The sequence below is a fragment of the Aeromonas sp. HMWF017 genome, from assembly GCF_003061465.1.
GTDB lineage: Bacteria > Pseudomonadota > Gammaproteobacteria > Enterobacterales > Aeromonadaceae > Aeromonas > Aeromonas veronii.
Map to the genome: position 1 here is coordinate 40,328 of NZ_QAJD01000030.1, position 21,143 is coordinate 61,470.

Below are 21,143 nucleotides of genomic sequence, written 5' to 3' on the forward strand. Positions count from 1 at the left end.
GGTTCGATGGCACACATTCTGGTCATAGATGATGAAGCGGCGATCCGTCGCTTTCTGCGGATCAGCCTGATTGCCGAGGGGCATCAGGTGAGTGAGGCGGTGGGGGTCAATGAAGGGCTGGAGCAGTATCGCCACCTCAACCCCGATCTGGTGATCCTCGATCTCGGTCTGCCGGATGGCGATGGCATTCAGGTGTTGCAGGCCATTCGCGAGCATCACCCCAATCCGGTGCTGGTGTTGTCGGCCCGCGATTCGGAGCAGGAGAAGGTACGGCTGCTGGATGCCGGTGCCAACGACTACATGAGCAAGCCGTTCGGCATCGGCGAGATGATGGCTCGCATTCGCGTGCTCTTGCGCCAGCGAGCTGGCGTCAGCAGCGGCGAGCGGCGCCACTTCCCCCAATGTGGCCTGACGCTCGATATCAGCAGCCACAAGGTGACCATGAAGGAGGAGGAGATCCCCCTCTCCCGCAAGGAGTTCGCCCTGTTGCAGGCGCTGGTGTGCCACCCGGGCAAGCTGGTAATGCAAACCCAACTGCTCAACGATATCTGGGGGCCGAGCCACAAGGAGGACACCCACTACCTGCGCATCGTCATCGCCAGTCTGCGCAAAAAGCTGGGGGATAACCCCCAGCAACCGACGCTTATCGAGACCGAATCCGGTATCGGCTACCGCTTTATCGGCAACTGACGTTTCACGTGGAACGACGCCCACTGCAAATCAGCGCCAGCAGACCGCAGCCACTCAGCAACAGGCCGAGATCCTGCAATCCGGCCGCCACCGCCAACCCCAGACTGAGCAGCAGGTAGTAGCCAAGCCCGAACAGAGCGCCAGCACTGCCCGCTACTTCGCGATAAGCCAGCAGCGCCTGACTCAGCACATTGGGGATAGCCAGCCCGAAGGCCACCACCACACCCATCATGGGCAACAGGAACCAGAGGCTGGACTGACTCGCCCAGACCAGCAGCCCGGCGACCAGCGCCAGAGCGCAAGCCAGTCTACTCAGAGAGGACGGCAGCCACCCCCTTCCCAGCAGATGCTTGTTGAGCAGGCTGCCGAGCAGAGTCGCCAGCGCCAGCAAGATCCCCGAATAGCCAAACTCGCCGGTGCTCAATCCCAATCCGGCAAAGAGGAACGGCGCCAGACTGTAGTAACCAAACAGCATGGTGTTGAACAGGGCGACCAGCATGGCACTGCGCCAGAGCCCGCCATCCTTCATCATCCGGCACGCCAGCGGCCAGAGTGCGACTTGCCGAGTGGTGGCCGGACGGGTTTCCGGCAGTTGCCAGCAGGCCACCAGCAGCAAGCCTACCGCCAGTATCAGCAGACCACTGAATACCCCGAGATAGCCAAACCCGCTCGCCAGCTGGCCGCCACTGAGCAGCCCCAGCACCGGACTGAGGGAGAGCGCTATGCCCATCACCGAGAAGACCCGCGTCAGATCGCTGCCCTGATAGCTATCGCGCAGCATGGTCTGGGTCACCACGGAGCCCACGGCGGCGCCAAAGGCCGAGATGACCCGGGCCAGCAATAGAGTTTCAAACTGGTTGGCCAGCAGCGCCAGCAGGGTGCCGACGCCATAGGTGAGCAACCCGGCCAACATAGCGGGACGGCGCCCGATCAGATCGCAGAGCCGCCCCCAGCAGACCACGCCTACCGCAAACGCCAGAAAATAGACCGACAGGGTCTGGGATGCCTGCCCTTCGCTCACCTGAAACTGGGTAGCGATGTGGGTCAGGACCGGGCTGTAGATGGTCTCCACAATCTGGGGAAACATCATCAATCCCACCACCAGCCAGAGCGGTGGCAACTTGTTATTCATGACAAACCTCCTTCACAAGAGGTCGTCATTCTAGAGAGATGCCGTTTGTCTGATTACAATAAGCAGGACTATAAACATCAAAAATCGGACATATGGCCTTTATTCTTCCCGATCACCCTTTTGACCCCGACCAGCTGACGGGCAGCGTGATCGGCATCGCCTCCGCCCTCGGTTGGCACGACTCGGGCCTGCATCAACATCAGCGCCATCAGCTACTGTTCGCCCAATCCGGCTGCATGACCATGGAGCTGGAAGGTCGGGTCTGCCTGCTGCCGCCCACCCGCGCCGCCTGGCTGCCAGCAGGCACTGCCCACCGGGTACTGATGCGCGGTGTGGTGGCCTACCGCTCACTCTACTTCCAGACGCACCCCGAGTTGCCCGGCACGGTGGAGGTGCTGGCGGTCAATCCGCTGCTGCACGAACTGATCGAGCGGATGGCACTCTGGCCGTGGGACAAGCCGCAAGAGCAGCAACAGCGGACGGTGGCACTGTTTATGGAAGAATTGAGGCAGGCACCGCGTGAGTCGTGGCAGTTGCCGCTGCCGACCGATCCCAGACTGGGCGACTGGCTACAGCAGTTGAAACGGGGGGATGCCCTGCCCGATCGGCTCAACCGGCTGGCCGAGCGGGTGGGTGCCAGTGACAAGACCATTGGCCGCATCTTCATGCGGGAGACCGGCATGAGCTATCAGGCGTGGCGTCAGCAGTGGCGGCTGTTGCGCGCCATGGAGCTGCTGGCCGAAAGCGAGTCCATCAGTCGGATTGCCGCTGCGCTGGAGTTCTCCAGCGACAGCGCCTTCATCAGCTTCTTCAAACAACATACGGGACAGACCCCCCTGCGCTACCTCAGCTCTCGGGGTGAGTCGCCACAGCCTGACTCGCCTCCACCACCAAGGTATCCAGCGCCAGCGGTTTGAGGTTATGCAACGCATCCTGCACTACGGCATGGGATGCCTGTTGCAACTCGCTCTGCACATCCTGCTCCAGCTGGGCACTCTCCAGCTCGGGCCGCGGGTTTTCGTTGGCCATCACGTTCAGGCTCAGGGCACTCACAATCAGGGTAGCGATCAGGCTTTTCATCTGGTTTGCTCCGGTATGGTTGAGATGACCAGATAGCTATTCCAATAGTTGTGCCAATCCTCATGCAATTCATAACATGATGATTTTGTTTAAATTAACTATCTTTCGATACCAAATTGAGTCGCAAAATGCATTCCGCTCGGTCATTTTTAAACCAACAGTTGGTGCTTTTAACCACGCTTGATTTTTGCACCATGTTCCACGTGGAACGTCCCATCTTTTTGATCGACACCCGCTTTTAAACTGAGCTATGGTGCTACATCCCCGTAACTCAAATCTGGATCTGTCACTGAATGGAATTTTCCTTGTTCGGCGAGAAGTTCACTCGCCACGCCGGTATTACCCAACTCATGGATGACCTCAATCAGGGGCTGACCAATCCGGACGCCATCATGCTGGGTGGCGGCAATCCGGCCCCCATCCCCGCCATGCTGGAACGCTTTCAGGCCGAGGCCAAGAGCCTGCTCGACAACGGCGAGCTGGTCAAAGCGATGGCCAACTACGACGGCCCACAGGGCAAAGACAGGTTCACTAAAGCGCTGGCAGCCCTGCTCAGCAAGGAGCTGGGATGGGATATCTCGGCCCGTAATATCGCCCTAACCAACGGCAGCCAGAATGCCTTCTTCTACCTGTTCAACCTGCTGGCCGGCGAATTTGCCGATGGCCGCAAGAAGAAGGTGCTGTTCCCGCTCGCCCCCGAATACATCGGCTATGCCGACTCGGCGCTGGCCGACGACTACTTCGTGGCCTACAAACCCACCATTGAGAAGCTGCCCGATGGCCAGTTCAAATACCACGTGGATTTCGAGAGTCTGCAGGTAGGTGACGACATCGGGGTTATCTGCGTCTCCCGCCCGACCAACCCGACCGGCAACGTGCTGACCGACGAAGAGATCGAACATCTCGATCAGATCGCCCGCGACAAGGGGATTCCGCTGCTGATCGACAACGCCTACGGTGTCCCCTTCCCGGGCATCATCTTCAGCGAAGCTAAGCCGTTCTGGAACGCCAACACCATCCTCTGCATGAGCCTCTCCAAGCTCGGCCTGCCAGGCACCCGCTGTGGCATCGTCATTGCCGACGAGAAGATCATCCAGGCCATCACCAACCTCAGCGGCATCATCAATCTGGCGCCGGGCAGTCTGGGCCCCGCCATCACCATCCCGATGATCGAGAGCGGTGATATCATTGCCCTCAGCGAACAGGTGGTGAAACCCTTCTATCAGCAGAAGGCGGAGCTGGCGGTGCAACTGCTGCGCGAGGCGATCCCCGACCCGCGCTTCCATATCCACAAGCCGGAAGGCGCCCTCTTCCTCTGGCTCTGGTTTGAAGGCTTGCCGATCCACTGTCAGGAACTTTACGAGCGACTGAAGGCGAAGAACCTGCTGATCGTGCCGGGGCACTACTTCTTCCCCGGCATTGATGACCCCGAGTGGCGCCACAGCCAGGAGTGCATTCGCCTCAACTACTCCCAGAGCAAGGAGCTGGTGCGCCGCGGCATCGCCATTCTGGCCGACGAGATAAACGCCCTCTACGCTGGTTAATCCAATCCGGCGATACAAAAACAGAAAGGCCTGCAGATGCAGGCCTTTGTTGTTTATCGCGATCCGGTTTGCTTAACCGGGCAGCGCCAGCTGCTCGGGCTTACCGATGGGGATGGCCCGGGGCTTGAGCGCCTCCGGCAGTTCGCGCGCCAGATCGATGGTCAACAGACCATGCTCCAGCTTGGCGCCCTGCACTTCCACGTGCTGGCTCAGCTTGAAGGCGAGCTCGAAGTCACGCTCGGCAATCCCCTGATGGAGGAACTGACGCTCACCGGCTACAGCCCCTTTGCGCCCCTTCACCTTGAGGGTGCCATTTTCGGTCTCCAGCTCCAGCTCTTCGCGCTCGAAGCCAGCCACGGCGACCGTGATGCGATAGCCATCCTGATCGCGCTTTTCAATATTGTACGGGGGGTAAGCGGCGGTCTTCTGCTCGAACAGACCTTCCAGCTCACGGGCCATCCGCTCGAAGCCGACGGCGTTGGAATAGAGATGAGAAAAATCGAGGTTACGCATAATCCTATCCTTCTAACAAGCAACAGGTTCAACTTTCCACAGGCCCGTCATCGGCACCCGGGAAATTTTAAAATCGCTGTGAATTCAGGCTATCAGCCGTTGATCTCGATCTTGCGCGGCTTCATAGCCTCGGGCACTTCACGCACCAGTTCGATGTGCAGCAAGCCGTTTTTCAGGTCGGCCCCTTTCACCCGCACATAGTCGGCCAACTGGAAGCGACGCTCGAAACCACGTTCGGCAATCCCCTGATAGAGATAGTTGCGCCCGGTGTCGGCCTGCTTGTTGCCCTTCACCGTCAACAGATTTTCCTGGAAGCTCAGCTCCAGCTCTTCCTGGGTAAAGCCTGCCACCGCCATGCTGATGCGGTAGTCGTTGTCACCCAGTTGCTCGATGTTGTAGGGGGGATAGCCGGCATTGCCATTGCTGGCCGCAGATTCGATGAGATTGGCCAGACGATCGAAACCGATGGCAGAACGATAGAGCGGAGAAAAGTCGATAGAACGCATAGTATTACCCTCTTGTGAGCGATAACTGATTGTTTGCCCTCCTAATGGACGGGCACCTGGTCGAAACCTCTGTCGAGCGTTCCGGCCTTGTTACCTATATAGGGGCTCACTTTTTCCTTTCAAGGGTTTTTTTTCAAATTTTTTAAATGGCCGCACCGACCTGTAGAACATCAACCTGTTGGCCCGATAGTGATGATAATCGACCCGTGGGCCACTGATGGCAACTCGCTTAGCGCCCCATAATTGGTTGCATATCCACCAGTCAACATGGAGCCATCCCATGAAGATTACCCAGGTTCGCAACGCCACCTTGCTGCTCGACTATGCCGGCACCCGCTTTCTGATCGACCCCATGCTCTCGGCCAAGGGGGCTTTCCCCGGCTTTGAGGGCACCGCCAACAGCCATCTGCGCAATCCGCTGGTCGAGCTGCCGCTACCGATCGATGAGCTGGTCGATGTGGACGCCGTGATCGTCACCCACGACCATCCCGACCACTGGGATGACGCAGCCAGAGCGCTAATCCCCAAACATCTGCCGCTCTTGGTGCAACATCAGAAAGATGCCGATGCCATTCGTGCCAGTGGCTTTGAGGATGTGCGCCTGCTGAGCGACCAGCCCGAATTTGCCGGTATTCGCCTGCAGCAGACCGGTGGCCAGCACGGCAGCGATCAACTGATGGCGGTGCTGGGCGAGCGCATGGGAGAGGTATGCGGCGTGGTCTTCTCCCATCCCGATGAACAGTGCCTCTATCTGGCCGGTGATACCATCTGGCATCCCTGGGTCGAGCAAGCCCTGCAACAGCATCAGCCCGATGTCATCATCCTCAACTGTGGCGATGCACAGGTGCCCGGGCTCGGTTCCATCATCATGGGCAAGGAGGATGTCGCCGCCGTTTATCAGGCCGCACCGCAAGCCACGCTGATCGCCAGCCATATGGAGGCGGTCAATCACGCCGTGCTGTCACGCCAGGAGCTGCGCGACTATCTGGCGGTACGGGGTATGACGGATCGGGTACGGGTGCCAGAAGATGGCGAGGCGATATCACTGTGATCCGCAGGAGGGCCATGCCAGACATGGCCCTTCGGCTTTCACTGCCGAACGCTTATGATGAGTGGTCTGCGCGCAGAGAGGAGCCAACATAATGCCCACCCCGATCGTTGCCGTGGTGACCTTCGATCACTTCAGCCCTTTTCACTGCGCCGTCCCCTGCCTCATCTTCGGCGATATCCTGCCTAGCCAGCCGCTGTTCGAGCTCAAGATCTGCTGCGGTGATGGCAACCCTCATTCACACTCGGCGCAAGGCTTCACCATTCAGGCGCCCCATGGGCTGGAGGTGCTGGCCGAGGCGGAGATCATCGTTATCCCCTTCTGGCACGACCCGGCAGCACGGCCACCCGCTGCGCTGCTCGATGCCCTGATTGCAGCCAGAGCCAGAGGTGCCAGGCTGGTCGGGCTCTGTCTTGGCACCTATGTGCTCGCCTACGCCGGACTACTTAATGGTCGCAAAGCATCGACCCACTGGGAGTACGAACAGGATTTCTGCCGCCGCTTTCCCTGCGTGCAGCTCGATACCAACGCCCTCTATGTGGATGACGATGGGCTGGTCACCTCGGCAGGCACTGCCGCCGGGTTGGACTGCTGCCTCTATCTGGTACGCCAGTACCACGGCTCGGCCATCGCCAACAAGGTGGCGCGGCGGCTGGTGATCCCGCCTCACCGGGAAGGGGGCCAAGCCCAGTTTATCGAACAGCCGGTGCCCGCCTCCACTCGCGATGTCAGGATGAACCAGTTGCTCGATCACCTGCGTGCCCATCTGGCCGAACCCCACACCCTGGACTCTCTGGCGGCCCATACCCTGATGAGTCGGCGCACCTTTACCCGCCGTTTTCATCAGGCAACTGGCCTCTCGGTGGGTGAATGGCTGCTGGCGGAACGGCTCAGGCGCAGTCAGGAGCTGCTGGAGGTAAGCGGCCATTCCATCGATCGCATCGCCGAGCTGGTTGGCTTCAAGAGTGCCACCTCTCTGCGCAATCACTTCCGCGCCCGCTTTGCCATCTCCCCCAGCGAGTGGCGACGATCTTTTCGCGGCCAAAACCCCTGATACCAAAGCACGATGTTTCACGTGGAACGTGCAACTTCTTTCGCCCAAAAACAAAAAGCCGCTCACAGGGAGCGGCTTTTTGCTGTCTGACTGCGTCGATTAGACGTCGAGGTTGGCTACGCGCAGGGCGTTGGTCTCGATAAAGTCACGACGGGGCTCAACGGCATCACCCATCAGGGTGGAGAAGAGCTGGTCAGCACCGACGGCGTCGTCGATGGTGACGCGCAGCATGCGACGGGCTTCCGGATCCATGGTGGTTTCCCACAGCTGGTCCGGGTTCATCTCACCCAGCCCTTTATAGCGCTGGATGTAGATGCCGCGTTTGCCTTCGCCCATCAACCACTCGACGGCTTCCACAAAGTTGGCAACCGGCTTCACCTTCTCGCCACGCTTGATGAAACCACCTTCCTCAATCAGGTTGGCGATCTCCTTGCCCAGCGAAACCAGCTGACGGTATTCACCGGACTGCAGGAAGTCGTAGCTAAGCGGATATTCGCGATCGACACCGTGCTGACGTACCACGGCGTGCGGCACGTACAGGCTGCGCTCTTCATCACGACGAACCTGGATCTGGTACTGGATACCGTGGTTGCTCTCGTTGAGCACGGCTTCCATACCCTGACACCAGGCCAGCAGATCGCTCTCGCTGTTCAGCAGCGCTTCGTTCAGCTCCGGCTGATAGATCAGCTGGGTCAACACGGCTTCCGGCGCACGACGAGACATACGGGTGATCAGGTGAGTCACCGAGCGATGCTGGTTGACCAGACGCTCCAACGCCTCGCCACCGATGGCCGGGGCAGACTCGTTAACGTGCAGGGTCGCACCATCCAGCGCCATGGCAGTCTGGTACTGCAGCAGCGCGTCTTCGTCTTTCAGATACTGCTCCTGCTTGCCCTTCTTCACTTTGTAGAGCGGCGGCTGGGCGATGTAGACGTAGCCACGTTCGATGATTTCCGGCATCTGACGATAGAAGAAGGTCAGCAGCAGGGTTCGGATGTGCGCACCATCGACGTCCGCATCGGTCATGATGATGATGTTGTGATAACGCAGCTTGTCCGGGTTGTACTCGTCACGACCGATACCGCAGCCCAGTGCGGTGATCAGGGTGCCCACCTCTTGCGAGGAGATCATCTTGTCGAAACGGGCCTTCTCTACGTTCAGGATCTTGCCCTTGAGCGGCAGGATGGCTTGGTTCTTACGGTTGCGACCCTGCTTGGCGGAACCGCCAGCAGAGTCCCCTTCCACTATGTAGAGTTCGGAGAGAGCCGGGTCTTTTTCCTGACAGTCAGCCAGCTTGCCGGGCAGACCGGCGATATCCAGCGCGCCTTTGCGGCGAGTCAGCTCGCGGGCCTTGCGGGCCGCTTCACGGGCACGGGCCGCATCGATGATCTTGTTGACCACGATCTTGGCATCACCCGGGTTTTCCAGCAGGAAGTCGGCCAGCTTCTCACCCATCGCCTGCTCTACAGCAGTCTTCACTTCGGAAGAGACCAGCTTGTCCTTGGTCTGGGAGGAGAACTTGGGATCCGGCACCTTGACGGAGATAACGGCAATCAGACCTTCACGCACGTCGTCGCCACTGGCGGCAGACTTGGCCTTCTTGCTGTAGTCCTCTTTGTCCATATAGGAGTTCAGAGTACGGGTCAGCGCGGTACGGAAGCCAACGAGGTGAGTACCACCATCCCGCTGCGGGATGTTGTTGGTGAAGCAGTAGACCCCTTCCTGATAGGCGTCGTTCCACTGCATCGCCACTTCAACGCCGATACCATCCTGCTCGGTGGTGAAATGGAACACCTTCGGGTGGATCGGGGTCTTGTTCTGGTTCAGGTACTCAACGAACGCCTTGATGCCACCCTCGTAGCAGAAATGCGCCTCGCGGCCATCACGCTCGTCTTGCAGACGGATGGAGACACCGGAGTTGAGGAAGGAGAGCTCGCGCAGGCGCTTGGCCAGGATCTCGTAGTGGAACAGGGTATCGCTGAAAATGGCCGGGCTCGGCCAGAAGCGAACTTCGGTACCGGTGCCGGTACTGTCGCCAATCTGCTTGAGCGGCGCCTGTGGCTCACCCAGATGATAGGTCTGCTCGTAGACGTGACCGTTACGACGAATGGTCAGCAACAGCTTGTCAGAGAGGGCGTTAACGACGGAGACACCCACACCGTGCAGGCCGCCGGATACCTTGTAGGAGTTGTCATCGAACTTACCGCCAGCGTGCAGCACGGTCATGATGACCTCTGCGGCGGAGCGGCCCTCCTCCTCGTGCATGTCTACCGGGATACCCCGGCCATTGTCACGCACAGAGACAGAACCGTCGGAATGGATCTTGACCAGAATATCGGAGCAGTAGCCAGCGAGCGCCTCGTCAATGGAGTTATCGACGACCTCGAACACCATGTGGTGCAGACCCGAGCCATCATCCGTATCGCCGATATACATCCCCGGGCGCTTGCGGACCGCATCCAGGCCCTTCAGCACCTTGATATTCGAGGAGTCGTAAGTATTTTCACTCATAGCTTACTCTCTGCCTTCTCTAACGTTTCGGAGATTTTACCCTGTTCCACGTGGAACAACTTGCAGTCATTCGCATCCATCATGTCTGCGAGCTGACCGGTGTCGATGGCGGTGATAAACACCTGGGACGCACACTGCTTCAGCCTTGCGGCCAGCAAGCGGCGCTTGTCGACATCCAGTTCAGAGGCAAAATCGTCAATTAAAAAAATACAGCCACGGCTGCTATGTTGATTCAAATAGAGCCCTTGGGCCAGTCGCATGGCGCAGACCAGCAACTTCAGCTGACCCCGGGACAAAATATCCTGAGCGGGTACCCCGTTCGCCTTGAGGCGCACATCGGCTTTCTGTGGACCGACACCGGTATAGCCCAGCGCCCGATCCCGCTCAAACCCCGCCTCCAGCAGATCGCCGAGGGGAGTATCTTTCTCCCAGCCCCGGTAAAAGCCGAGACTGATATCGAATTCCGGCAGAAAATCCGCCGTCATCTCCTTGATCAGGGGCGTAATGGCCTGACAATAACTGGCGCGAAACTCGGCCAGCTCACCACCCAGCCGTACCAACTCCTGATCCCAGAACGCCAGCTGGCGGTACTGGGTACTCTGGCGCAGCAGCGCATTGCGCTGTTTCAGCAGCCGCCGCACTCGTCCCCACAGGGCAAAGAAGGTCGGCTCCTGATGGAAGACTCCCCAATCGAGCCAAGCGCGGCGAGCCTGGGGCCCGCCCGTCAGCAGATTGAAGCCATCGGGATGGATCAACTGCACCGGCAACAGCTCCGCCAAATCGGCCAGCCGCTGGGCCTGCGCCCCGGCAATCTTGAGCTGGGTCTCGCCACTCTTGTCTTTGGCAAGACCGATCGGTACCTGACGCCCCTCCAGCTCGCACTGGGCAAACAGGGTAAATGCCCTCTCCCCCTGGCGGATGACCCGCCCGGTCAAATGAGTGCGAAAGGAGCGCCCCAGACCAAGGTAGTGAATGGCTTCCAGCACGCTGGTCTTGCCGCTGCCATTGCACCCGACCAGAATGTTGAGGCCGGGCGACAGCTTGAGACTGGCTTGCTGGATATTGCGAAAGTCGCTGAGCTGGAGTTTGACCAGGGACACGACTAGATCCGCATCGGCATCACCACGTACTGAGCATCCTGATGTTCAAAATCCTCAATAATGGCACTGCTGATGGAATCGCTCAGGCTAATCCGAATTTGGTCACATTTTAACGTATTCAGCACGTCGAGCACATAAGAGACGTTAAAGCCGATCTCCATCTCGCCAGCGGCATATTGTACGTCAAGCAGCTCTTCGGCTTCTTCCTGTTCCGGGTTGTTGGCGGTGATGCGCAGCAGGTTTTCCTGCAGATTGAGACGCACCCCACGGAATTTCTCGTTGGAGAGGATGGCGGCGCGGGCAAACGCCTGACGCAGATCCTCACGGCCGGCGATGAGCGCCTTGTCGCTGTTGCGCGGAATGACGCGGCGCCAATCCGGGAAGCGGCCATCCACCAGCTTGGAGGTGAAGATGAAGCCGTCCAGCGCAGCACGCAGGTTGCTGCGACCGATCTGCAGACGTACCGGCTTATCTTCTGCTTCCAGCAGACGCACCAGCTCCAGTACCCCTTTGCGCGGCAGGATAACCTGATGATCGGGCAGCGATTCCCCTACTACCTCGCGGCGGCAGGTGGCCAGACGGTGACCGTCGGTCGCCACGGTGCGCAGACCGTGACCTTCGCTCTCGAACAGCATGCCGTTCAGGTAGTAACGCACGTCCTGACTGGCCATGGAGAACTGGGTCGCATCGATCAGCTTCTTCAGCTCCAGCTGGCTGATATCGAACTCGAGCACGGATTCCCAATCCTCGATGTTCGGATACTCGGTCGCCGGCAGGGTCGAGAGGTTGAAGCGGGAACGACCGGAGCGGATGATCAGGCGCTCCCCTTCGGTATTGAGACGGATCTCGGCGCCTTCCGGCAGACCACGGCAGATATCCAGCAGCTTGCGCGCCGGTACTGTGGTGCGGCCATCTTCGCTGGCCCCATTTAGATAGACCTGACCGATCATCTCTACTTCGAGATCGGTACCGGTCAGTGACAGCAGACCGTTGCTGACATCAAGCAGCACGTTGCCGAGGATCGGCAGGGTCGGTCGGCCGCCGAGGGCGCCGGACACCAGTTGCAGAGGACGTAACAGGGCCTCACGGCTAATTTCGAGCTGCATCTGTGCTCTCCGTTGTGATTAGGAGGAAAAGATTCGGATCAGGTTGGAATATTCGCGCTGCATCTGTCCACTCGATTCCGTTATCAGGAAGAAAGGGTACGGATCAGGTTGGAATAGTCCTCCTTGATGTCGTGACTCTCCTCCTTCAGCTGCTCGATCTTGCGGCAGGCATGAAGAACGGTAGTGTGGTCACGGCCACCAAAGGCATCACCTATCTCCGGCAAACTGTGGTTGGTCAGCTCCTTGGCCAGTGCCATCGCCAGCTGGCGCGGACGGGCAACGGAGCGGGAACGACGCTTGGAGAGCAGATCCGCCAGCTTGATCTTGTAGTACTCCGCCACCGTCTTCTGGATATTGTCGATGGTGACCAGCTTCTCCTGCAGTGCCAACAGGTCGCGCAGCGCTTCGCGCACGAAATCAATATTGATGGCACGGCCGGTGAAGTTGGCGTTGGCGATCACCCGGTTGAGGGCACCTTCCAGTTCACGGACGTTGGATCGCAGACGTTTGGCGATGAAGAAGGCCACTTCGTCCGGCAGATGGATCTGGTTCTCGTCTGCCTTGCGCATCAGGATCGCGACGCGGGTCTCCAGCTCCGGCGGTTCGATCGCCACGGTCAGGCCCCAGCCGAAGCGGGACTTGAGGCGATCCTCGACACCGTTGATCTCCTTCGGATAGCGATCCGAGGTCAGGATGATCTGCTGGTTACCTTCCAGCAAGGCATTGAAGGTATGGAAGAACTCCTCCTGGGAGCGCTCCTTGTTGGCGAAGAACTGGATGTCATCGATGAGCAGGGCATCGACGCTGCGGTAGTAACGCTTGAACTCTTCAATGGCGTTGTTTTGCAGCGCTTTCACCATGTCCTGAACAAACCGCTCGGAGTGCATATAGATGACTTTGGCATCTTTTTTACTCTCCTTGATGGCATTGCCAACGGCGTGCAACAGGTGGGTTTTACCCAGGCCAGTGCCGCCATAGAGAAACAGCGGGTTGTAAGCACCACCCGGATTGTCCGCTACCTGGCGGGCAGCCGCACGCGCCAACTGGTTGGACTTACCCTCGACGAAATTCTCGAAGGTATAGTTCACGTTGGTATTGCTCTTGTGGTTCGGCTCGGGCTTGGCTTCAGCCTTGCTTTCCCAGCTCTTCTGCAAGTTATTCACAGGCGCGGCACCCTGTACCGGCGCTCTGGCGACAGCAACAGGATGAGGACGATTGCCTATATCAAAACGCAGGGCGGGGCCGTCGACCCCGCAGAGTTCGTTGATGATGCCGTTAACCCGGATGAGATACTTGTCTCGTACCCAGTCCAGAACAAAGCGATTCGGTGCATACAGGGTCAGAGTATTGTCACTCAACTCCGCTTGAAGCGGCCGGATCCACATGCTGAATTCTGCCGAGGGCAACTCATCTTGCAGCCGGTTAAGGCACTGCTGCCATAGCGAAGCAGTCACTCTAAACTCCTGTCGATTGATTAACTAAAGACCGGCTATTCTACGTTTTTAGCCGCCGGATCTCCAGCCATCGCCCGGTGGATCCAGCAAATAAGATCCTTGACTTTCAAGGATCCAGCGCCTTTGGATCGGATTTCATCCCCAAAGTTACCCACAGCTTGATCCACCGTCCGGATTGGTCGATCCCGTGCTTCTCTCCTGTTATTTCATATAACCAAATGTCATTTATTTTTTAAATTTTATTCCAATAACATCAGGGCCAAACCAGTTATTACAACTACAAATACAAGACATTGAGAGAGAGAAACACCATGAAAACATCCATCAAACTGATTTCCGGCGCAGCCATCCTGCTCGCCACCCTGTCCGGTCAGGCCATCGCCCAGGAGACCATCAAGGTCGGCATGTCTGGCAAATATTTCCCGTTCACTTTCGTCAAGCAGGACAAGCTGCAGGGCTTTGAAGTGGATATGTGGAACCAGATCGGCGAGCGCACCGGCTACAAGGTCGAATTCGTGACCGCCAGCTTCTCCGGCCTGTTCGGCATGCTGGAAACCGGCCGCATCGATACCATCTCCAACCAGATCACCATCACCGACGAGCGCAAGGCGAAGTACGACTTCTCCCAGCCTTACGTCTATGACGGCGCCCAGATCGTAGTACGCAAGGGCAACAGCACCATTCATGGCATCAAGGATCTGGAAGGCAAGAAGGTGGCCGTGAACCTGGGTTCAAACTTTGAAGAGCTGCTGCGCAAGAATGACCCGAACAAGAAGATCGACATCCGCACCTATGACTCCGCCTTCGAGCAGGATGTCGCCCTGGGTCGCATCGATGCCTTCGTGATGGACCGCGTCTCCACCGCCCAGCTGATCAAAGAGTCCAAGCTGCCACTGCAACAGGCTGGCGCACCTTTCGAGACTATCGAGAACGCCCTGCCCTTCCTGAAGACCCCGGAGAAACAGGCGCTGCTGAAGAAGGTCGACGAGGCCCTGACTGCCATGCGCAAGGATGGCTCCCTGCGTCAGATCTCCGAGAAATGGTTCGCTTCCGACATCACCGACAAATAAATGATGGAATTTGACCTCGAATACACGCTGGGGCTGTTTCCCATCCTGCTCAAATACCTGGGCACCACGATGGAAATGGCCCTGTGGGGATTCGTGCTGGCACTCGTACTCTCGCTGGCCCTGGCGATAGTACGGGTGTTTCGCGTCCCTGCGATTCACTGGCTGGCGATGCTCTATATCTCGTTCTTTCGGGGTACACCGCTACTCGTTCAGCTGTTCCTGCTCTACTACGGATTGCCGCAACTGTTCCCGATCTTCGTGGGAATGGATGCCTTTACCGCCGCCATCGTCGGTCTGACCCTGCACTTCGCCGCCTATATGGCCGAGTCGATCCGCGCAGCCATCCTCGGCATTCACAAAAGCCAGATGGAAGCGGCGCTCAGTATCGGCATGAGCCGTTATCAGGCGATGCAGCGGATCATCCTGCCGCAGGCGGCCCGCATCGCCACCCCGTCGCTGATGAACTACTTCATCGACATGATCAAGAGCACCTCGCTGGCGTTCACCCTGGGAGTGGCCGAGATCATGGGCAAGGCGCAGATGGAAGCCTCCTCCTCCTTCAAGTTCTTCGAGAGCTTTATGGCGGTGGCGCTGATCTACTGGGTAGTGGTGATCTTCTTTACCCGCTTGCAGCATCTGCTGGAAGTCCGTCTCAACCGTGCCTATTAAAGGAGGGCTCTCATGATCAAGCTAACCGGCCTCTCCAAGGCATATCACGGCAATCAGGTGCTCAACGGTATCGATCTGGAGGTCAAAAAGGGGGAAATTGTCGTCATCATCGGCCCCTCCGGCACCGGCAAGTCGACCCTGTTGCGCTGCCTGAACCTGCTGGAGACCCCGGATGCGGGCACCCTTGCCATCGACGATCTCGAGCTGAATCTGGCCAAGGCCAGCGAACAGCAGGCGATCGAGCTGCGCAAACGGGCCTCCTTCGTGTTCCAGAATTACGCCCTGTTTGCCAACAAGACGGCGCTCGACAACATCGCCGAAGGGCTGATCACCGTCTGGAAGCAGCCAAAAGCGGAGGCCCGAGCCACAGCGCTCGGCATCCTCAAGGATATAGGTCTTGCCGACAAGCAGGATGCCTATCCGGCCTCCCTCTCCGGCGGCCAACAACAACGAGTCGGCATTGGCCGCGCCATGGCGGCCCACTCCAAGGTGATCCTGTTTGATGAGCCCACCTCGGCCCTCGATCCCGAGTGGGTCGACGAGGTTTTGGGGTTGATGAAGGAGTTGGCCCGCCAGCACCAGACTATGGTGGTGGTGACTCATGAGATTGAATTTGCTCGTGATGTTGCCGATCGGGTGATCTTCATGGAAGGAGGGCGGATCGTCGAGCAGGGCCCGCCGGATCAGATATTGGTCGATCCCAAGGATCCCCGTACCCGGGAGTTCTTGCGGAAAGTCCTTAAATAGCTCTCTCTTTGGCGGCCTGGCCGCCTTTTTTATTGAGGGATCCCTTGTTTAACCCCGGGTTGCCAGTATAATCCGGAGCCCTTGATCCTCTGGATCCTCACGCTCGGCAGTGGCCTTTTCAAGACCATGGCAGGATGAGAGGGAACGGCGGATTGACTAAAAGCCGAACTCTGTTTAGAATTCGGCCTCTTTTGCTAGTCGTCACACGCTATAGCTGGCGCGTCGGCTAAGTGTGACAATCAAAACTGTACAGAAATACGGAATCGAATCATGAAACGTACTTTTCAACCGTCCAACCTGAAGCGCAAGCGCTCTCACGGTTTCCGCGCCCGCATGGCAACTGCCAACGGTCGTAAAGTTCTGGCCGCTCGTCGTGCCAAGGGTCGTGCCCGTCTGGTAGTTTAATGCCTACCCAGCACACCTTCTCTCGGGAGTTACGTCTGTTAACTCCCGAACACTTCAAACGCGTTTTCGCCGAGCCTGTCCGGGCTGCTTCCCCGCAAATTACGCTTCTCGCCTGCCCCAATTCACTCGAACACTCTCGTCTTGGTCTCGCTGTGCCCAAAAAAGCACTCAAGCGTGCCGTCTGGCGTAACCGTGTCAAACGGGTGGTCCGGGAAAGTTTCCGCCTCAAACAACATCAGCTGCCCGCTATCGACATCGTGGTGATCGCCAAGGCAGGTGTGAAAGAGATGGATAACGAGGAACTGTTCAAGTTACTGGAAAAGCTATGGCGCACTCTGTCACGCCGTTGCAATGGGTAGCTATCAAACTGATACGCCTGTATCAGCTAATCATTAGCCCTCTGCTCGGGCCGCGCTGCCGTTTTACTCCAACTTGTTCCCAATTTGCGATAGAAGCCATCCGACTTCACGGTTTCATAAAAGGCGTTTGGTTAGCTAGCAAACGTCTATTAAAATGCCATCCCTTATCCGAGGGTGGTTATGACCCGGTTCCGCAACCAAAGCGAAGAAACTGAAGACTATGGAATCACAACGCAATCTACTCCTGATCGGTTTGCTGTTCGTGAGCTTTCTGCTCTGGCAACAGTGGGAGTCCGACAAGGCTCCGAAGCCGGCCCCGACTACCGTGGCCCAAACCGAACATTTCGTACCTGAAGCCGGTCAGACCGGTGATATTCCTCAGGTTTCCGAGCAAGCCAACGCGACTGCCGCACGCAAGCTGATCACCGTCTCCTCTGACGTGCTCAAGCTGACCCTGGATACCCAGGGTGGTGACGTCGTGTCTGCCGAACTGCTGTCTCACAAACTGGAAGAGGGCAAGGACCAACCGTTCGTGCTGCTGACCAGCAAGCCTGAGCACCTCTATATCGCCCAGAGCGGTCTGGTGGGTCGCAACGGTCCGGACAGCCAGGCCGAAGGTCGTCCTACCTATGAAGCCGCCCAGACCAGCTATCAGCTGGCCGATGGTCAGGATCAAGTCGTCGTTCCGATGACCTGGACCGACAGCAAGGGCGTTGTCTTCACCAAGGAGTTCATCCTCAAGCGTGGCGACTATGCCGTTGGCGTTGATTACAAGATCGACAACAAATCTGCCGAGCCGGTTCAGGTGCAGTTCTATGGTCAGCTGAAGCAGACCGTAGCAACGCCGAAGGATCAGGAAGGTCATGCCATGGTAGCCAGCGCTTACCGTGGTGGTGCCTTCTCCACTGAAGATACCCGCTACAAGAAGTACACCTTCGACGAGATGAAGGATGCCGACCTGAACAAGACCACCAAGGGTGGTTGGGTCGCCATGCTGCAACACTACTTCGTCTCTGCCTGGGCACCGAATGCCGACGATACCAACAGCTTCTACAGCCGTGTGATCCCGGGCAAAGGCCAGGCCATCATCGGTTACAAGGCGCCGCTGGTTGACGTGGCTGCCGGCCAACAGGCTGAAGTGACCAGCAAGCTGTGGGTCGGTCCCAAGCTGCAAGACCAGATGGCCAAGGTGGCTAACCACCTCGACCTGACCGTCGACTACGGCTGGCTGTGGTTCATCGCCCAACCGCTGCACTGGCTGCTGACCGTGTTCCACGGTTTCGTCCAGAACTGGGGTCTGGCCATCATCATGCTGACCCTGCTGGTGCGCGGCATCATGTTCCCGCTGACCAAGGCCCAGTACACCTCCATGGCCAAGATGCGCATGCTGCAACCCAAGATTGCGGCCCTACGCGAGCGCTTCGGCGATGACCGCCAGAAGATGTCTCAGGGCATGATGGAGCTGTACAAGAAGGAGAAGGTCAACCCGCTGGGTGGCTGCCTGCCGATCCTGGTTCAGATGCCGATCTTCATCGCCCTTTACTGGGCACTGATGGAGTCCGTTGAACTGCGTCACGCGCCGTTTGCCCTGTGGATCACTGACCTGTCAGTGAAGGACCCCTTCTTCGTGCTGCCAATCCTCATGGGTGCCTCCATGTGGTATCTGCAGAAGATGAGCCCGACCACCGTAACCGACCCGATGCAGCAGAAAGTGATGCAGTTCATGCCGATCATCTTCACTTTCATGTTCCTCTGGTTCCCGGCTGGCCTGACTCTCTACTGGCTGGTGAGCAACGTCATCTCCATCATCCAGCAGACCATCATCTATCGTCAGCTGGAGAAGAAAGGACTGCATTCACGCAGCTAATCTTCCCGTGATGACAAAAGAGGCGGCCTTCGGGCCGCCTTTTTTATTACAATGTCCCCACTACGTTTTCCTATCAGCGAACAAACGAGCCAAGCAAGATGACAACAGATACGATCGTGGCCCAGGCCACCGCGCCAGGCCGTGGTGGCGTCGGCATAGTCCGGGTCTCCGGCCCCGCCGCCGAACAGGTCGCCGGGATAGTGCTCGGCAAGCTCCCGCGGGTGCGCTACGCCGAATATCTGCCGTTCAAGGATGAGCAAGGCCAGGTACTGGATCAGGGCATCGCCCTGCTGTTCAAAGCTCCCAACAGCTTCACCGGCGAGGATGTGCTGGAGCTGCAGGGCCACGGCGGCCCCGTCATCATGGACATGCTGATCCGCCGCATTCTGAAAATCGACGGCATTCGTCCTGCCCGCCCCGGCGAGTTCAGCGAGCGCGCCTTCATCAACGACAAGCTGGATCTGGCCCAGGCCGAAGCTATCGCTGACCTTATTGAAGCCTCCAGCGAACAGGCCGCCCGCAGCGCCATGCACTCCCTGCAGGGGCAGTTCTCCAGCAAAATTCAGCAACTGGTGGAGAGCCTGATCCGGCTGCGCATCTATGTGGAAGCGGCCATAGACTTCCCGGACGAGGAGATCGACTTCCTCTCCGACGGCAAGGTGGCGGGCGACCTCTACGCCATCATGTCCGATCTGGACGACGTGCGCGGGGAAGCCAAACAGGGCGCCCTGCTGCGGGAAGGGATGAAGGTGGTTATCGCCGGTCGTCCCAACGCCGGCAAATCGAGCCTGCTCAACGCCCTGGCTGGGCGCGAGTCGGCCATCGTCACCGAGATTGCCGGTACCACCCGCGACGTACTGCGCGAGCACATCCATCTCGATGGCATGCCGCTGCACATCATCGACACCGCCGGTCTGCGCGACACTCAGGACAAGGTGGAGCAGATCGGTATCGAACGCGCCTGGGCCGAGATCGAACAGGCCGACCGGGTGCTGTTTATGGTGGATGGCACCACCACAGACGCGGTTGACCCGCGGGAGATCTGGCCGGAATTTGTTGATCGGTTGCCAAAAAACATCGGTCTCACCGTCATTCGCAACAAAGCTGACCTGACTGGCGAAGATCTGGCACCGAGTCAGGAGCAGGGCCACGCCGTCTACCGCATCTCCGCCAAGACCGAGCTGGGGCTGCCTGCCCTGCGCGAGCACCTAAAAGCCTGCATGGGCTTCCAGGGCAACACCGAAGGGGGCTTTATGGCCCGTCGCCGCCATCTGGATGCGCTGGAGCGCGCCGCCGAGCGCCTGCTGGTGGCCAAAGAGCAGCTGGAAGTGTTCGTGGCCGGCGAGCTGGTAGCCGAAGAGTTGCGCCTGGCGCAGGAGTCTCTCTCCGAGATCACCGGCGAATTCAGCTCCGACGATCTGCTGGGCCGCATCTTCTCCAGCTTCTGCATCGGCAAGTAACTCTCCGCACAGCAGGCAACAAAAAGCCCGGGTTCATCCCGGGCTTTTTGTTGTGCGTTTTTTGTCCGCAAACCTAGAGGCGACGCAGGCACCACATGAAGTAAGCGCCCCCTAACAAGGTGGATACCAGCCCGACCGGCACCTCCTGCGGGAAGAGGATCTGCTGGCCGACCCAGTCCGCCGACACCATCAACAGGGCGCCGGAAGTGGCGGCCCCAAGCAGGTGCCAGCGTGCCCGCACCAACCCCATCAGCTTGGCCATATGTGGCGCCAGAAGACCGACGAATGAGAGCGGCCCGACCACCAGGGTGGCGCTGGCAGTGAGCACGGCCACCAGCAGCAGGATGGCAAGCTGGGCACGGTTGAGGCGAATGCCAAGCGCAGTCGCTACAGCACTCCCCATCGGCATCAGATCGAGCCAGCGGCTCACCAACAGGCAGGCGGACAGCATCAACAGCGCCAGCCCCACCAACCCATAAGCCACCGGCAGGGTGACGTAATAGGTGGAGCCGGACATCCAGGAGAGCAGTTGCTGCACCCGCATGTCGCCGTTGGCCAGCGCGATGGCCTGCAGCGGCTCAAACAACGCTGTGATGGCGATACCTGAGAGCAAGATCCGCTCCGGCTGGAAGCCGTGCTTGCGATTGACCAGCACCAGCAGCAAGAGACAAGCGAAGGCACCGAGCAGGCCACCGACCAGCATCAGCGGCAGGGGCAATGCAGGCAGCAACAGCGCCGTCGCTATCACCCCCATAAAAGTGCCGCCGCTCACCCCCAGCAGCTCAGGGCTCGCCATCGGGTTGTTGCTGACCCGCTGCAACAAAGTGC

General features: G+C 58.7%; 22 protein-coding genes. 13 read left to right on the plus strand and 9 right to left on the minus strand.

Features of this window, described 5'->3' with window-relative positions; all coding sequences use genetic code 11:
• Positions 1-6: 6 nt before the first annotated feature.
• The gene (locus DBR30_RS02365) at positions 7-690 is read left to right on the plus strand and encodes a response regulator (RefSeq protein WP_005355774.1); all 684 of its coding nucleotides are present in this window, start codon (positions 7-9) and stop codon (positions 688-690) included.
• A gap of 4 nt (positions 691-694) precedes the next feature.
• Here DBR30_RS02365 and DBR30_RS02370 read toward each other — a convergent pair whose 3' ends face one another.
• Positions 695-1,822: a multidrug effflux MFS transporter gene (locus DBR30_RS02370; RefSeq protein ID WP_108542502.1), complete on the minus strand. Its 1,128-nt coding sequence runs from the start codon at positions 1,820-1,822 to the stop codon at positions 695-697.
• 92 nt (positions 1,823-1,914) lie between these two features.
• Between DBR30_RS02370 and DBR30_RS02375 the strand changes: the two genes are divergently transcribed.
• Complete coding sequence (locus DBR30_RS02375; RefSeq protein WP_108542503.1) at positions 1,915-2,739, plus strand: AraC family transcriptional regulator; 825 nt, start codon at positions 1,915-1,917, stop codon at positions 2,737-2,739.
• Here DBR30_RS02375 and DBR30_RS02380 read toward each other — a convergent pair.
• Positions 2,669-2,902 carry a hypothetical protein gene (locus tag DBR30_RS02380; RefSeq protein ID WP_005342304.1) on the minus strand — a complete coding sequence of 78 codons (234 nt, stop codon included), beginning with the start codon at positions 2,900-2,902 and terminating at the stop codon, positions 2,669-2,671. The genes DBR30_RS02375 and DBR30_RS02380 overlap by 71 nt on opposite strands.
• A 293-nt stretch (positions 2,903-3,195) precedes the next feature.
• Between DBR30_RS02380 and DBR30_RS02385 the strand changes: the two genes are divergently transcribed.
• On the plus strand, positions 3,196-4,446 hold the full coding sequence (locus DBR30_RS02385; RefSeq protein ID WP_108542504.1) for a valine--pyruvate transaminase: 1,251 nt from the start codon (positions 3,196-3,198) through the stop codon (positions 4,444-4,446).
• 72 nt (positions 4,447-4,518) lie between these two features.
• Here DBR30_RS02385 and DBR30_RS02390 read toward each other — a convergent pair whose 3' ends face one another.
• Positions 4,519-4,959, minus strand: coding sequence for an Hsp20 family protein (locus DBR30_RS02390; RefSeq protein WP_108542505.1), 441 nt, complete (start codon positions 4,957-4,959; stop codon positions 4,519-4,521).
• Between the two features lie 92 nt (positions 4,960-5,051).
• Positions 5,052-5,465 carry an Hsp20 family protein gene (locus DBR30_RS02395; protein WP_005339298.1) on the minus strand — a complete coding sequence of 138 codons (414 nt, stop codon included), beginning with the start codon at positions 5,463-5,465 and terminating at the stop codon, positions 5,052-5,054.
• Positions 5,466-5,745: 280 nt separating this feature from the next.
• Between DBR30_RS02395 and DBR30_RS02400 the strand changes: the two genes are divergently transcribed.
• Positions 5,746-6,516: an MBL fold metallo-hydrolase gene (locus DBR30_RS02400; RefSeq protein WP_108542506.1), complete on the plus strand. Its 771-nt coding sequence runs from the start codon at positions 5,746-5,748 to the stop codon at positions 6,514-6,516.
• Positions 6,517-6,607: 91 nt separating this feature from the next.
• Positions 6,608-7,567, plus strand: a complete 960-nt coding sequence (locus tag DBR30_RS02405) for a helix-turn-helix domain-containing protein (RefSeq protein ID WP_108542507.1) — start codon at positions 6,608-6,610, stop codon at positions 7,565-7,567.
• Positions 7,568-7,666: 99 nt separating this feature from the next.
• Here DBR30_RS02405 and gyrB read toward each other — a convergent pair whose 3' ends face one another.
• The 4 genes from gyrB to dnaA form a co-directional block, all read right to left on the minus strand.
• Positions 7,667-10,078, minus strand: coding sequence for a DNA topoisomerase (ATP-hydrolyzing) subunit B (gene gyrB / locus DBR30_RS02410; protein WP_005357188.1), 2,412 nt, complete (start codon positions 10,076-10,078; stop codon positions 7,667-7,669).
• Entirely contained in the window at positions 10,075-11,178 is a 1,104-nt protein-coding gene (gene recF / locus DBR30_RS02415; RefSeq protein WP_005339305.1) for a DNA replication/repair protein RecF, read from the minus strand. Before recF ends, gyrB begins: the two co-directional genes overlap by 4 nt.
• Before the next feature lie 2 nt (positions 11,179-11,180).
• Positions 11,181-12,284, minus strand: a complete 1,104-nt coding sequence (gene dnaN / locus DBR30_RS02420; protein ID WP_005339306.1) for a DNA polymerase III subunit beta — start codon at positions 12,282-12,284, stop codon at positions 11,181-11,183.
• Positions 12,285-12,367: 83 nt separating this feature from the next.
• Positions 12,368-13,738 carry a chromosomal replication initiator protein DnaA gene (gene dnaA / locus DBR30_RS02425; protein WP_005339307.1) on the minus strand — a complete coding sequence of 457 codons (1,371 nt, stop codon included), beginning with the start codon at positions 13,736-13,738 and terminating at the stop codon, positions 12,368-12,370.
• Positions 13,739-14,049: 311 nt separating this feature from the next.
• Between dnaA and DBR30_RS02430 the strand changes: the two genes are divergently transcribed.
• The 8 genes from DBR30_RS02430 (at position 14,050) to mnmE (ending at position 20,315) form a co-directional block, all read left to right on the plus strand.
• On the plus strand, positions 14,050-14,808 hold the full coding sequence (locus DBR30_RS02430; RefSeq protein WP_005339308.1) for an amino acid ABC transporter substrate-binding protein: 759 nt from the start codon (positions 14,050-14,052) through the stop codon (positions 14,806-14,808).
• Positions 14,809-15,477 (plus strand): amino acid ABC transporter permease, encoded by a 669-nt coding sequence (locus DBR30_RS02435; protein WP_019445518.1) that lies wholly within the window; start codon positions 14,809-14,811, stop codon positions 15,475-15,477.
• Between the two features lie 12 nt (positions 15,478-15,489).
• Complete coding sequence (locus tag DBR30_RS02440) at positions 15,490-16,224, plus strand: amino acid ABC transporter ATP-binding protein (RefSeq protein WP_005339311.1); 735 nt, start codon at positions 15,490-15,492, stop codon at positions 16,222-16,224.
• A gap of 270 nt (positions 16,225-16,494) precedes the next feature.
• Positions 16,495-16,629, plus strand: coding sequence for a 50S ribosomal protein L34 (gene rpmH / locus DBR30_RS02445; RefSeq protein WP_005307156.1), 135 nt, complete (start codon positions 16,495-16,497; stop codon positions 16,627-16,629).
• Complete coding sequence (gene rnpA, locus DBR30_RS02450) at positions 16,629-16,988, plus strand: ribonuclease P protein component (protein ID WP_005339313.1); 360 nt, start codon at positions 16,629-16,631, stop codon at positions 16,986-16,988. The genes rpmH and rnpA overlap by 1 nt, the downstream gene beginning before the upstream one ends.
• The gene (gene yidD, locus DBR30_RS02455; RefSeq protein WP_010672280.1) at positions 16,955-17,203 is read left to right on the plus strand and encodes a membrane protein insertion efficiency factor YidD; all 249 of its coding nucleotides are present in this window, start codon (positions 16,955-16,957) and stop codon (positions 17,201-17,203) included. Before rnpA ends, yidD begins: the two co-directional genes overlap by 34 nt.
• A 5-nt stretch (positions 17,204-17,208) precedes the next feature.
• A complete protein-coding gene (yidC, locus tag DBR30_RS02460) occupies positions 17,209-18,855 on the plus strand; it encodes a membrane protein insertase YidC (protein WP_005355794.1) in 1,647 nt (548 codons plus the stop codon).
• 98 nt (positions 18,856-18,953) lie between these two features.
• Positions 18,954-20,315 carry a tRNA uridine-5-carboxymethylaminomethyl(34) synthesis GTPase MnmE gene (gene mnmE / locus DBR30_RS02465; protein ID WP_108542508.1) on the plus strand — a complete coding sequence of 454 codons (1,362 nt, stop codon included), beginning with the start codon at positions 18,954-18,956 and terminating at the stop codon, positions 20,313-20,315.
• Positions 20,316-20,388: 73 nt separating this feature from the next.
• On the opposite strand, the gene DBR30_RS21510 is transcribed toward mnmE, so the two are convergent.
• Positions 20,389-21,143 (minus strand): iron chelate uptake ABC transporter family permease subunit (locus tag DBR30_RS21510; protein ID WP_258224257.1); only part of this gene is annotated, 755 nt, incomplete at its 5' end.